This window comes from Halobellus sp. EA9, from assembly GCF_051195055.1.
Classification (GTDB): domain Archaea; phylum Halobacteriota; class Halobacteria; order Halobacteriales; family Haloferacaceae; genus Haloquadratum; species Haloquadratum rubicundus.
The window spans coordinates 1-12694 of record NZ_JBNTJW010000025.1 but is presented as its reverse complement, the minus strand read 5'-3'; the positions used below and the strand labels follow the sequence as shown (position 1 = coordinate 12694).

12 protein-coding genes and 1 pseudogene are annotated in these 12694 nt (G+C 55.1%); 7 read left to right on the top strand and 6 right to left on the bottom strand.

All coding sequences use genetic code 11. The features are described from left to right. Positions 1–264: 264 nt before the first annotated feature. Entirely contained in the window at positions 265–1623 is a 1359-nt protein-coding gene (locus ACQUQ0_RS17085) for a homing endonuclease associated repeat-containing protein (RefSeq protein ID WP_435186916.1), read from the top strand. Between the two features lie 73 nt (positions 1624–1696). Here ACQUQ0_RS17085 and ACQUQ0_RS17080 read toward each other — a convergent pair whose 3' ends face one another. The 3 genes from ACQUQ0_RS17080 to ACQUQ0_RS17070 all read right to left on the bottom strand — a co-directional run bounded on the left by ACQUQ0_RS17080 (position 1697) and on the right by ACQUQ0_RS17070 (position 4781). Beyond that, entirely contained in the window at positions 1697–2698 is a 1002-nt protein-coding gene (locus ACQUQ0_RS17080) for a homing endonuclease associated repeat-containing protein (protein ID WP_435186914.1), read from the bottom strand. Positions 2699–2798: 100 nt separating this feature from the next. Then, positions 2799–3902, bottom strand: coding sequence for a tyrosine-type recombinase/integrase (locus ACQUQ0_RS17075; protein ID WP_435186912.1), 1104 nt, complete (start codon positions 3900–3902; stop codon positions 2799–2801). Between the two features lie 441 nt (positions 3903–4343). After that, a complete protein-coding gene (locus tag ACQUQ0_RS17070) occupies positions 4344–4781 on the bottom strand; it encodes a hypothetical protein (RefSeq protein ID WP_435186910.1) in 438 nt (145 codons plus the stop codon). A gap of 43 nt (positions 4782–4824) precedes the next feature. Between ACQUQ0_RS17070 and ACQUQ0_RS17065 the strand changes: the two are divergent. From ACQUQ0_RS17065 to ACQUQ0_RS17055, 3 genes and pseudogenes are all read left to right on the top strand, one after another. Continuing rightward, a pseudogene (locus ACQUQ0_RS17065) lies at positions 4825–5526 on the top strand (hypothetical protein); the annotation flags it as partial. Beyond that, on the top strand, positions 5523–6248 hold the full coding sequence (locus tag ACQUQ0_RS17060) for a hypothetical protein (RefSeq protein WP_435186908.1): 726 nt from the start codon (positions 5523–5525) through the stop codon (positions 6246–6248). The pseudogene ACQUQ0_RS17065 and the gene ACQUQ0_RS17060, both read left to right, overlap by 4 nt. Continuing rightward, positions 6235–7251 carry a tyrosine-type recombinase/integrase gene (locus ACQUQ0_RS17055; protein ID WP_435186907.1) on the top strand — a complete coding sequence of 339 codons (1017 nt, stop codon included), beginning with the start codon at positions 6235–6237 and terminating at the stop codon, positions 7249–7251. The genes ACQUQ0_RS17060 and ACQUQ0_RS17055 overlap by 14 nt, the downstream gene beginning before the upstream one ends. Before the next feature lie 1757 nt (positions 7252–9008). On the opposite strand, the gene ACQUQ0_RS17050 is transcribed toward ACQUQ0_RS17055, so the two are convergent. Further along, a complete protein-coding gene (locus ACQUQ0_RS17050; RefSeq protein WP_435186905.1) occupies positions 9009–9467 on the bottom strand; it encodes a hypothetical protein in 459 nt (152 codons plus the stop codon). A gap of 45 nt (positions 9468–9512) precedes the next feature. Here ACQUQ0_RS17050 and ACQUQ0_RS17045 point away from each other — a divergent pair, with 45 nt between their 5' ends. From ACQUQ0_RS17045 to ACQUQ0_RS17035, 3 genes are all read left to right on the top strand, one after another. Then, positions 9513–10049: a hypothetical protein gene (locus tag ACQUQ0_RS17045; protein WP_435186904.1), complete on the top strand. Its 537-nt coding sequence runs from the start codon at positions 9513–9515 to the stop codon at positions 10047–10049. Between the two features lie 79 nt (positions 10050–10128). Beyond that, positions 10129–10470, top strand: a complete 342-nt coding sequence (locus ACQUQ0_RS17040; RefSeq protein WP_435186902.1) for a hypothetical protein — start codon at positions 10129–10131, stop codon at positions 10468–10470. Between the two features lie 56 nt (positions 10471–10526). Continuing rightward, positions 10527–10856 carry a PH domain-containing protein gene (locus tag ACQUQ0_RS17035; protein WP_435186900.1) on the top strand — a complete coding sequence of 110 codons (330 nt, stop codon included), beginning with the start codon at positions 10527–10529 and terminating at the stop codon, positions 10854–10856. Positions 10857–11151: 295 nt separating this feature from the next. Here ACQUQ0_RS17035 and ACQUQ0_RS17030 read toward each other — a convergent pair whose 3' ends face one another. Further along, positions 11152–12264: an HNH endonuclease gene (locus tag ACQUQ0_RS17030; protein ID WP_435186918.1), complete on the bottom strand. Its 1113-nt coding sequence runs from the start codon at positions 12262–12264 to the stop codon at positions 11152–11154. A 127-nt stretch (positions 12265–12391) separates the two neighbouring features. After that, the gene (locus ACQUQ0_RS17025) at positions 12392–12583 is read right to left on the bottom strand and encodes a hypothetical protein (RefSeq protein WP_435186899.1); all 192 of its coding nucleotides are present in this window, start codon (positions 12581–12583) and stop codon (positions 12392–12394) included. Between the last annotated feature and the right edge of the window lie 111 nt (positions 12584–12694).

Here is a 12694-nt window from a genome sequence, read left to right as displayed (position 1 = left end):
CTCCTCATTCCTCACAAAAACGTTCCTCGATAAGCCGCTGCTGTCACGCGGTTATTCTCTTAGCTAAAGACGGATGGTATGAGAGTAAAGACAGAGTAGAATATACTCAATTGATGTAGGGCTGAACCCCGGACACCCCGGACATTCAATAGAATCATACGATAAACAAGCGTAATCTATGAGAATTGAGACGTGTATTTTAGCAGCACAGGAATCATTAACCTTGAGAACCTTTTTATTGTTATAGCTAAAGGAAGGGTCCCCGTGAGTGACCAATCTACCCTCTCTGACTTTGGGAGAAAATCCACTTCACAAACCGAATCATTTGAATGCGAAATCTGTGGCCGTTCATTTGATTCAAACAAGGGGAGAGGCATTCATAGAGCTAAATCTCATACTGAAGAGGAAATCAAGCAGGTTCTGATCACCGAGCTACACAACCTTGCGTCTGAACTAAACAAGACGCCAAGCCAGCGGGATATGAATCTACAAGGTGCCCACAGTTCCAAAACGTATCAAAAGAAATTCGGATCTTGGAATGAAGCTCTGAAGGAGGCTGATCTTGCGGTTAACAAAGAGCAGAGCATATCTAAGCCAGATTTGATTGATGAGTTAGTTTGTCTCTCAGATGAACTTGAACGAACGCCAACCAGTCGGGATATGGCTAAGGACGGAAAATATGCCCCGTCGAGCTATTCTAATGAATTTGGGTCGTGGAATAATGCGGTTCGGGAAGCAGGTCTTGAGCCAACGCGATACCGTAACGTACCCAGACAGGAGTTAATATGTGAGCTTGAGCGATTGACTGAAGAATTAGGTCATACTCCGACAGCTCCCGAAATGACGCAACACGGCTTTTTTACCAATAAGACGTACTCACGTGAATTTGGTTCGTGGAATGATGCATTAGAAAAGGCTGGTCTTGGCATCAACAGAGAGAAAGATGTTCCTGAGTCTGACTTACTGAACGAGCTTCATAGACTCAGCGAAGAACTTGGTCAAACACCGTCTGCTGTTGATATGGATAAGGAGGGCAAGTTCAGTGTGGGGACGTACGAAAGACGGTTCGGATCTTGGAACGAAGCTCTTGAACAGTCTGATCTTGATATTAACAATCGGTCAAATATACCAGAATTTGAACTTATAATCGAGCTTCAGAGACTTGCAGATAAATTGGGGCGAACACCAAGAGCAGTTGATATGACTGCTCAAGGGAAGTTCGGATGGAAGACCTACAAGACCACCTTCGGGTCTTGGGGAGAGGCACTTGATCAGGCGAATCTTGAACACACACAAGTTCTTCACCCGCCCCAATTAGACCACCTCTGTCGGTCAGGATATGAAGTCGAAGTTGCTAAACTCCTGCTCGACGCGGGAGTAGAGTACGACTACGAATCTCTGAAAATTGAGTACGGCGAGAACCGGAACTATACACCTGATTTTGTAACTGATGAGTACGTTATAGAAGTGAAAGGACACGTGTACCGCGACGAAAAGAAATTAGCTGAAATAGCGTTGGATAATTTGGACAAGAAACAGTATGTCGTTGTGGGCGAAGAGCTTCCATCTGACATTCATATTCCGTGGGAGGAGCGCACAAGTATCCAGCAGTTGTTTGAATAGAATAATGGCTTCAATAACTGAACTTATTTTGCGGCAATACTGAGTACGCGGCCAGAACTATCAGTAATCGAAACTAAGATTGGCTGAACTGCGGTGTCACCGGCAACTGCTCAATTTTGCGGTGACAGGCGACACAGAGTGTGACCAGGTTTTCAAGCGCGTTTACTTCGGCAAAGTCTGGTTCTTCGTTGCCTGCCTCTCGGTAAAATTCCCGAACGGGCGTTAGATGATGTACACTTAGTTCTCGCCCGTACTTCTCAAAATGATCTTCCTCAGTACAGCCACAACGCTGGCACGTTCGGTTATCTCGTTCCACCGCGCGTTTGCGCTGTTTCAACCAATTTGGTCCGCGGTACAGTTCTCCGCCACCTTCCCACGCTGGCGCATCCTCTCCAGCCCTGTACTCGGATCGCCACTCGCCCATACAGTCGTAGCAACAGAAGTGATACGTTCGCCTCTCAACTACTGAGGGCTTCCGATCCAATGTATCACCACACCATTCACACTCAACCTCAATTCGGTCTGTCAGCGGATGGGAATCACCAGTAAACTCCTCACTCCGCCACGTATGTAGACAATCGCGCGAACAGAATACGTTCTGCTTCCCCGCAAGATCACTCTGCAGTCGCTGTTGAGTCTTGCCGCAAACTGTACACTCGACACTTACCCGCTTGGCAACGTGTGTACTTGGGCGATTGAGTTCGTCATAACTGTATCCAGCAGCCAATAGTGCCTCCGACCAACTTCCGAATTCGCGTCGGTATGGATTCTCAGCGTATGCACCTTGCTCTTCCATCTCCTCCCGTGTAGGTGTCTTTTCGAGTTCTTTCCCGAGCCGCTGTAGTTCATCAAGAAGGTCTTCGGGTGGAATTTGGTTATTCCCACCTCGCATATCGGGATTTGGAATACCTGCTGCTTCCCTCCCCTCAGTAAATTTCCCAAATCGATTCCGAATTACAGATACAGAATATTGGCCGTGTTCGTCATATTGCGATTCAGATGGTGGTGAGTCCAACTCCTGATATACGCGGCGAAGGTCAGCAAGAAGATCTTCCTTATCGATTTTCTTCGGCATCTTCTCTGACGACTGTAGAGTGAACATTGATGATCAAAAATCTGGGGTGAGGAGGAACCCCGGACGATTCGTAATGATTGAGATTACAGCAAAGACTTGCTTATACACCGAACTTGTAGATTCGCTCTCTATAGATCGGTTCAATATCCTCATAGTAGGTATGAATATATTCGTCAATCGCCCCGCGGTCCTCCAACGTTGATGATCCCGCCGTATCACCGCGCATATACTTGATTAGTTCGCGGTTCAAGTCCTGTTCTACCCGCCAGTACGTTGTAAATCGGTGGCGGCCGTAGTGACTTGTCACCGCTCGGAAGTCCTCAGTTTCGGCGTATTCCGGGTGGAAGGCATCTTTCCAGACGACATTAATATCCTTATGCCGGAGCTTCTGACGCCGGTTCTTGGAGAGGAACAGCCACGGTTCACCGTTATCGGGGCGAATTAGCAGATATTGGAGAAGCGCCCGGCGTAGTTCATCATCCAGCGAGAGCATACGCGGCCGGTGGGACTTGTTTCGGTCCCTGTCGTGTGGGATATAGACGGCGTTCTCACGCTCTCTCAACGACCTAACAGATCCCATTTCATCGTAGTGATCCAGAACGTCACTATTTGAGAGGTGAATCTCGGACAGTTTGATATTACAAACCTCACTTGCCCGAAGCCCGAGTTTGAGTTGTAGAAGAACAATCGCCCGATCCCGAACGTGGGTTATGTCCTGTAGTTTTTTGCGTAGTTCGTCCACAGTTAGCCGTGGCGGTTCCTTCGGTGGCTCACCATTCAGGTCGACCGTCTCTTTCGCTAAGTCAATCGGGTTGTAGTCTTGTGGGTGGGGGAAGGCAGCGTCATCTTGCCAATACTGATATGCTTGGTTGAGATACATTAGCCGGTTCTTGATTGTCCCGGTTGCATTACCACGTTCCTCCTGTAGATAGCTGATGAACCCCTTAACATAGGTTTCGTCTGGACACGCAGGGTGGCGGCCCTCACGGTTCATAAATTTGCACCACTCTCGAAACGTTCGGTGGTACTCCCCTACAGTAGCATCAGATATGTTTCCGCTATCCTGCCGTGGTTTAATCCGCTCCTCTATGAACACCTCAAACGGATCTATCCCTGTCTCCTCGAAGGTCTCGGCGTACTTTGCGAGCGGGTCTAATTCACGGTCGAAGGCGTCAGCAAGTGCTTCGCGGTCGGAATCAGGCATTGGCTTTCTCTTGTTTACGGGTCCAGATTGTGCGGGCGCTACTGTCGGGCTTTGAGGCGGCCATATGGAACGGATTGTAGGTGTGTGGGTGTTCGGTGTGACACTTGAGCCACTCATAGAAGCCTTCAATCACGTTCCAATGCTGGTACGCCCGATCTCGAGAGAATTGGTCCAATAGTTTATCAGACCACGTTTCAACGTCAGTAGGTCGGGCTAAGGCGTGATGACGCCCCTGTTCCTTTGTGTGTTCTTTCCACCGGCGGGCGAACAATCCCCAGTCTTGGCTCATACGCTCCGATAGATCGACTGTCGCCCGGTAGGACGCCCAAGTATCCGCACTCTCATACGCTGCTTGGAATTGATGTAACCGCCGGCTGCTTGGAACGTCTGAAAGCTGTTTGAACACACCAAGTCGGTCTTGTGGAGTCCGGGACTCAGACATTAGCCGTCCTCCTTGGGGTAGTATTCATCCTCATCAACGTACAATGCGTCCCCCTCTAATTCATCCAGATGCCGGTTCACCCGTTGGGGTACGGTATCAACAACATAGCGGGTGATATCATCAAAGGTGGCACCAGGATTCTCGCGGACAAACTCTCGAATCGCTTGCTGTTCCCCGTGGTGGAGTTGGTTTTCTAAGTCTTGAATTCGGTCGCGGGCGTGGTCTAACTCCTCTTTCAAATCGTTTCGGTGTTTTCGCACCTCTTGAAGCGTTTCGTCTGGTTCAACGCCGGCGTCGAACTTCTTGCGACCGGCTTCGACCATTGCTTGAATCCACTCAGACACCGACATATCCATTTCATCGGCGTCGTCTTTCCACCCCTCATACTGGGATTCGGTGGGGTAGGTCATCGCCGCTTGTGTGTCTGGATCGCTCATAACACGGCTATACCTATGGATTCCGCGTACTAATAGATTTGTACTTTACACGAGACACGGCGTTGTCGGCACCACCCACGCCGAGGACGTCGAGACGCTCGTGAACCGCGTGGTCGAACAGGGGCTCCCCGTGTACCTCCTGCGCGAACTCGACCTGGTCGTCTTCCCCCGCCGCGTCGACGGCGAGCGGTACGTCGGATCGGTCGTCGAACTCCTCTCGGAAACGGACTACGAGGCGCTCCCCGCGTCGGCCCGGACCGGGGTCGTCGAGAAGGACGGCGCGACGCTCTACTACAACACGCTGCTGTGGCGCGAGACCGACGGCTCGTTCGCGATGGCGTACGACCACCCGACGCTCGGCGGCGACGGCGCCGCCACGGAGGGCGCGGCCCACCGGCTCGCGCTCCGCGTCTTCGACCGGATCGCCGCCGCGACCGATCGCGAGGTGGAAGCCATCGAACGGGAGTTCCGGCGCAAGCAGGGGTACGTCGAGTACCTCGTCCAGGAGGAGGTGACAGACGTCGACAGCCTGTTCGGGTTCCTCTCGGACCTCCGGACCGACGAGGCGGCCACGGTCGAGCGGGTCCGCCGGCAACGCGCACACCAGTCGGCGGCCGCTGAGGGGACCGGCGGCTCGCCGCCTGCGGACGCGTCGCGACCGGACGGATCGGCGTCGAGCGTCGAGCCGCGACCGGGCGGCGCGTCCCCGGACCGCACCGACGGTCGGCGAGGGCGGGGCCGGTGACCGAACGCGCCTCGACGTCGGTCGACGCGACCGATCCCGGGCTCGGCGAGGCCCGCCGCTCGTTCGGCCCCTTCGACCGCGCGGCGTACGCGCTGTTCGCGAGCCGCGCGGACGCCCGCCGCCACGAGCGCGACCGCCGCGCGTACCGCGGCACCACGCTGACGGTCACGTTCGACCTCTACCTCGCGCGGGTCTACGCGCTCTCGTGGCTCGCCGGCACCGCGCTCGCGCTCGCCGTCGCCGCGGCGGTGCTGTCGCTGTCGCCCGCCGCGCTGGGCTCGGTCGCGGCCGGCGTCCTCGACGGCGTGGCCCGCGTCGGCGACGGCGGACTGGCCGGTGCCGTTCCCGACGCGGTCGCCATCACGACGCGGACTCCGGCGGTGCTCGCCGGCGGGCTCGGCCTCGCTGTCGCGCTCGGCGTCCACTGGGGCGTCGTCTACGCCGGGGGGCGCTACCTCCGGTGGCTCGCCGCCGCTCGGCGCGCGAACATCGGTCGGACGCTCCCGAGCGCGGTCCGGTACCTGAACGTCCTCGCCTCGGGGAGCGACGGCCGACGGGCGATGCTCGCGCGCGTCGCCGACACCGACGCCTACGGCGAGACGGCGCCGACTCACGCCACCGAGTCGGCGTTCCCGTCGATTCGTCGCCACGAACCGACGGCGGCGGTCGCACTCCGTGGGGTCGTCGTTCGTGCGGTCGGACCACCCAATGCCAGCGAATGACCGACTCGAACCGATGGCCGTAGCGGAGGCGAAGCGATTGTACCTGAAAGACCGACGCGACGAGGTCGCCGAGAAGACCGTCAAATCACAGCGATTAGTCCTCACCCAGTTTGCCGAGTGGTGCGAGGACGAAGGAATCGAGGATATGAACGACCTCACGGGACGGGACTTGCACCGACACAGGCTGTGGATGAAAGACCGTAATCTCGCTAACGCGACGATCCGAAACCGACTGTCGACGCTACGGGTGTTCATCAAGTGGGCGGGGACCGTCGAGGCGGTTCCGAAAGACCTCCACGAGAAGATTGACCCGCCGACGCTCACCGACGACGATCGACGTGAGCGGATGCTGTCGGCAGAGATGGCCGAAGATGCCCTGGAGTATCTCGACACCTACGAGTACGCCTCACGACGTCACGCCACGCTCAAGCTCTTGTGGAAGACAGGGCTACGTATGGGGGCCGCTCGGTCGATCGATCTTGAGGATCTGCATCTCGACGACCAGTATATCGACCTCCAACACCGACCGAGTAGCGAAACCCCGCTGAAGAACACGGAGGCGAGTGAGCGGGCCGTTGCCCTCGACGACGAGACGACGACGGTACTCGGGGAGTACGTCGAGGTCCGTCGGATCGACGTCGTCGACGAGTACGGCCGACGACCGCTGTTCACGACGGAGAACGGTAGAGTCGCAAAGACGACGATCCGACGGGACGTCTGTGCGTCGACTCGTCCCTGTCTGTGGGGTCCGTGCCCCCACGACCGTGATCCCGCCGACTGTGCCGCTGCGAACGATCCCGAACGATCCTACGACTGTCCATCCTCGGTGACGCCCCACCCTGTCCGTCGTGGGTCGTTGACGCATCACCTCTTGAACGACGTTCCCGAGCAGGTCGTCTCCGACAGGATGGATGTCTCCCAGGAGGTCCTCGGGGAGCACTACGACGAACGGACTCGGACCCAACAGATGGAGCAACGACGGGAGTATCTGGACAACATCTAATCCCTCTCTCCGCTATCTTTGAGGGATCTCCACCCGAAACAACGGCCTTTTTGCTATGGAGTTCTATACCATACTAACGAGGATTCTCCGAGGAAACGAGGAGACTGGAACCCCGCACAGAGGGCGTCGTGCATAGGCTGTACGTCTTTCTTACGAGCGAAAACAGGTAATAACTCCTGTTACCGCACTCTCGGTGGTGGAGGTAGTATTCTATAAGGTGTCGCCGCCGAGGAGGGGGCGAACCTATCTAATTACGTACAATAATCCGACTATTCACGGAAAACTGATACCTTCTCACGGGCGGAATCGACGCCGTCGACGGCGGAATCAGGAGATACTGACCCTCCGCGAATCCGACCCGCAAAGCGATTTTCTCCGAGGAGACGATCCGACCCCTCACCCTCGGTGGCGGATCCGCTAACGGTACGGCTTCCTAATGTGCCCTCCGAGAATGGCACCCGTCTTTCCGAGAGGATGGATACCACTTCCCCGCCCTCGGGAGTTGCTACAGGAATCATCGGTATGGCCTGCCGTCGACGAGACGGATCAGAGAGGGAGCAATTGTGCCGTCGGATCCCCCGACCTCTCACAACGCTGTCAACGACGTTCTGTGCGGATCTCTCACCGAGAGGATACAGCCTACGTACCATCACCGCGGAAGCCACACAGCGACGACAGAGAGCCATACAGCGGATCCTCTCGTCGTACCCTCGGTGTCGTCGTCGACGGCGTCGATCCCGCCGATCTATTCGAGCGTTGAGAAACGAATAATGGGGCCGTGTATTCGATGTCTGAGAGGATTTTTCGATCAATAGGATGTTCCCCTCTCACCCCACCTCGAAACGCCAAGAGACCACCCAAGAGACAGCACACAAGTAACTCTCGGGGGGACTCTCTCGGTGGTTCCCCCGTCGGTGTTGGTGTCGGTGTCGATCCTAACGGCGTCGACTCGGCGGTGACTGCTGTGAGCGAGCCGACGGAGGGGGGGGCCGAATCGGTGAAAAAACTTTTTTCTATTTTTGAAAAAGGGGTTCTCCCCCTTGTGGGGAGAACGCATCGTTCCGTAGGAACGCTCCTACAGCGGTACGGTGCGGTGAAATCGTAGAGCCTTCTTGTCGGATGCTGTGTATCGTTCGGGTAACTCCTACAGCCATACTTGACGGTGAAACGTTGCTACTGTTAAATAGAACCCCGCTAAGAGGGTCTACAGCCCTAAAACCGCAGTCACGGTGAGGAGGGATGTCGGTGAGGAGGTTTGACGGTGGGATAGTAGAGCCTGTATATCAGGTATATCCCGATACTGTGCCTCGGTCGTCGGAGAATTTATTACTCTAAAGCATATATCTACGGATAGATATGAGTCGAGTTGATCCCTCGGCGGTCGCTCTCGAAGTGGCTCGCCGACAGCAGGTGTGTTGGACGTGGCCCGAGGCTCGAAGGCGGTGGCGAGAAGCGGAGGAAATCAGCAACCTATCAAAATTTAGTGTACCTAAGTAAACTGATATAAAGTATGCGCGCCACGCATACGGGCGGGCGTAACCATAGCCGTTCCTCCGAGGAGTGCTGGAAAAAACCCAGACTCGGGGGCTGAATTGGCCCCCTTGAGAGAACTACGCGGGCGGGCCAAGCACACCCGACTCACCGAGTCCGAGGATTACTACCCGCCGCTACGCTTCTTTACCCACCGCACTCTCGGTGGTGGAGGTGTGGTAGTCTGTCACAGGGCGCTGGTGCGGACGTGTGCGTGTGCGGGTCGTTTACGCGTTCGGGGCGAACCGACGGATGATCGACCCGCCAGTCACACGGTCCGCGGCGTGAATCCCGACAGCGACGGCCACACCACCGAGCTGGATCGCCGTCGAGACGGTCTGGTACAATAACGGCTCCGTTGAGGTGGCGGTGGTGTCGGCATCAAGGGCGTTCGCGATCGGGAAGGAACCGAGTGAAGCCACCATCGAGGCGATCAGAAACACCCCGATGTACAGACCAACCACCGTTGCCCACCGTTTCGAGCGTTGGGAGGGGCGATCCGCTTCGGGGAGTCGCTGGTCTCGCCGTGTCAACAGATAGATCACGATCGCGGGGACGGAGAAGATCAAGGCCAGGAGAAACCATCTGCGTTCGTCGTGACCGCGGCTCCAGGCGTCTCGGGCGGTGAAATACGCGAAGGTCGTCTGAATGGTGACGACGACGAGCAGCAAACCGATCTGGATCATACCAATCCGTTGTGGTGTTTACTACAAAGTGTTTGGGCGGACAGGGTGATCCCCTCCCCCGTGTGTCATACTTCCAATAAACAGAGAGATCGTGATACTGGGGTGTGTAAGCCGTCTATACCCAATTCTTTTATATCAATAAACACAAAACATAAATCAAATAAAGTATCTCCCACCCAACTTTCCAGGTGTGATGTCTCAGAGAGACACACCACGACGACGACGGACGCAGAGTTTGCAACCATCGACGCCGACAGCCACACGCACGTCACCGTGTGCGCCGTCTACGACGTCTCCGACCTTCCGCCCGCCCGCCGTAACTACCTCGAAACGTTCGCCCGACAGCTCGAACGCGAATTTGCGGAACCGCTCGGTGAGGAGCCCGTCGGCGAGCCCGTCGACGACGTCGCTCACCCGTTCGGGCGCGAACGTGTCGGGCCCCGCGTGACTGTCGGCGTCACGGATCTCTCGCCCGAGGAGCGCGAGAGGCAACACCAGCGGGCCGAACGGATCGAGCGGGAAATGGCCGCGGAAGTCGCCTCGGCAAAGATCCTCGACGGGCAAACTATCATCGAGGTGTAGCCCTCAGACGCCACTCACACGGATTTTCTCGTGTCTGTTCAGCGGTAATCTTAACGGAGAGACAGGACACCAGGGCGGTATGAGCGCCGTATTGAACACTCTCGTACTATTGGCTGTTGTCGTGTTGGGATTCGGAGTCGGGTTCATACTGATTGAAAGACGGGCAAATGATCCCCCTGCTGCCCGCAAACAACAGCGACCAGGACCCGAAGATGTCCAGGTCTCGCTCAATACGGCAATCCTCTATGCGACAATTGCGCTCGTTCTCTCGGGTGTCGTTACCGAGTGGCCCCCAGAAGGGCAGACGACCCTCCCAATCCTTGAAGATGTAGTGTTCTTCGGCACAGCGTTTGTCGCTGCAATCATCGTCGGTCGCGTTACCCGACTGATCTACAAGGTTGAATCCAAATACGGCGGATAGTCTCGTAATATGTTAATCAACCACATACTTTATTTGAATAACAATAAATTGGCATTATGGGCATCTTCGGGACGGATCCGCCCGAGATCCAACACGCAGATACCGAGACTGCGCGCCACGATATCGACGACGATGACCTTGCCCACGTCGATAGTACGCTCCACGAGGGAGAATCCGTCTACTACTGTATCACCGCGGATACGTTGTTCGTCAACGGAGATCCCCAGACGTTCACAGGAACGGCATACTGTGTCGTCACCAACACCCGCATCGTGGGACGACAGTACAGCGGACTCGGCAACGAGGTCACAACAGTAGTCGTTCCCCACGGAGAGATTACGTCGGTATCGTATCGAAGCGGACGTCTCGTCGGGAAACTGGAGTAACACGCAGAGGGACACCCGTATCGGTGGCTGAATACGTGGTGCGATGACGCCGTCGAAAACGGCCTTGTTGCGTTCGTCCACGAACGATCCGTAGATTGTGATGTGCCGCCTTAACCAACAATCGGGGTAGAGCCACCCCTGTGTTGGTTAACTCTGGTTCGGTCAGGTAACTCCGTGCGACGACGTCGCGTCGAGGATTCGGACCGACAGGTATCCCCCAACACTGAGTAGATCCTATTTCACTAAGCTACCGCCGACCCCCGATGTGCTAACGAGGATTCGTGAGTCCACTTGCTCAGAACCTCCCAGGACCACGCCAATCCTCAATCGTTCCCTGATCTTGTTTACGTCGCCACGCTTCGTCTCCTATTTCCCAACGAGATGACGGGTGGTTCGACCTATCAACCGTGTCAGAAGCGTCATTATCACTAAGTCCTCCCGACTCGGAATCTTCTGACTCACCTTTGGTTCTTGACGAACCGAGAACAACGCCTACAATTCGAGATATAGCCCCAAATAATACTCTCATTAGCAATAGAGAAGCCAAATAATACACCGTAGTCCAGAATGAGAGAAAATACGAACCGACTCCCAAAACGACCAGGAGGACTAATAAAATTGAAATAGGTCTGGTGTTATCCTTTGTTCCACCTGAAACCATTTGATTTAGCCGTTTAGCAACACAGGACCCGCAGACATAGAAAGCACCAGCTTCTGTTTCATTAGAGTCTGGGAAGGCATCAGGATTAATCTCATAACCATTTGTTTGTCTTATAACATCTCCACATATTTTGCATCCTATTTTCATAGTATCTGTCTGTGAGGTTGATCTTCTATTTGCTCTGTCCGATTCAGAAATTTTTGAGGAAATATCTCGGTTGAGAGACTTGGAATGTGACTGATTATTTGCGGAATCCTCTTGACTGTGAGAATTCGACTGCGGTGGATTATGTGAAGTATTATTCTCACTGTGATACTCAGGAGGTAGTTGACTATCTTGAGAATCATCATCGCCACGAGAGTCAGGAGCGTAACCAGAGTAACTGATACTGTCCGTTGATTTTTCTATTCGACTCGTAGAATCCTCACTCTTAGCTGATGGCGAACTTGCTGAAGTAGACTGTCTCGATTTCTCAATTAAACTGGAGAAGGACCGATCAACGCGTCGTCTATCTATCTTATGACCGTGGATCTGATTATGGCAAGAGTGACAGAGGGTCTCAAGATTCGATATGTCGTCAGTCCCACCCTCATTTTTTGGGACAATGTGATGGGCGTGTAGTTCAGCGTCGTCTTCGGGACCGCCTCGGGAACCTCCCAGTCGACCACATCGTTGACACTCATAATCGTCCCGCTCATAGACCCGTCTTCGACGTTCGTCCCAGTCCGACGGATAACCAGACCGCACAGAGAAATATAGGATGGTTAACACTACGTAAATCTATCCCCGTTCGGTCGGATTACTGCCGCGTCACCGACGCCGCAGAGAACGGACCAACGCAGTCGCTTACGCCAAAGTGGGACGTAGTCGGAGATCAGTCCTCGTCGACGAGCGTCAGAACGAGGCCGTCCTCCTGTAGTTTCTCCCACCGATCCCGATGGACCTTCGCGAGGTGATTACTCAGCCCTCGCTTCGTCTCGACCTCTCGATCGCACTCGGGACACCGATACCGATCCTCACGCTTCGATAACGACTCACCGTGTGCGAGTTTATGGTGGATCCGCATCGCCCGCTCGTCGGCAAAGTCGTCTCGACCACATTCAGTCGATCACATCGGGTTAGAGGAAGTGTCTGCTTTGGGAGGATGTGCAACCAACCGAAGCAGACAGCGAGATAG

Bases quoted from the DNA above. Each gene is read 5' to 3' on its own strand.
- ACQUQ0_RS17050 (WP_435186905.1), bottom strand. From the start codon at position 9,467: ATGATCCAGATCGGTTTGCTGCTCGTCGTCGTCACCATTCAGACGACC.
- ACQUQ0_RS17055 (WP_435186907.1), top strand. From the start codon at position 6,235: ATGCCAGCGAATGACCGACTCGAACCGATGGCCGTAGCGGAGGCGAAG.
- ACQUQ0_RS17075 (WP_435186912.1), bottom strand. From the start codon at position 3,902: ATGCCTGATTCCGACCGCGAAGCACTTGCTGACGCCTTCGACCGTGAA.
- ACQUQ0_RS17080 (WP_435186914.1), bottom strand. From the start codon at position 2,698: ATGCCGAAGAAAATCGATAAGGAAGATCTTCTTGCTGACCTTCGCCGC.
- ACQUQ0_RS17040 (WP_435186902.1), top strand. From the start codon at position 10,129: ATGAGCGCCGTATTGAACACTCTCGTACTATTGGCTGTTGTCGTGTTG.
- ACQUQ0_RS17070 (WP_435186910.1), bottom strand. From the start codon at position 4,781: ATGAGCGATCCAGACACACAAGCGGCGATGACCTACCCCACCGAATCC.
- ACQUQ0_RS17035 (WP_435186900.1), top strand. From the start codon at position 10,527: ATGGGCATCTTCGGGACGGATCCGCCCGAGATCCAACACGCAGATACC.
- ACQUQ0_RS17025 (WP_435186899.1), bottom strand. From the start codon at position 12,583: ATGCGGATCCACCATAAACTCGCACACGGTGAGTCGTTATCGAAGCGT.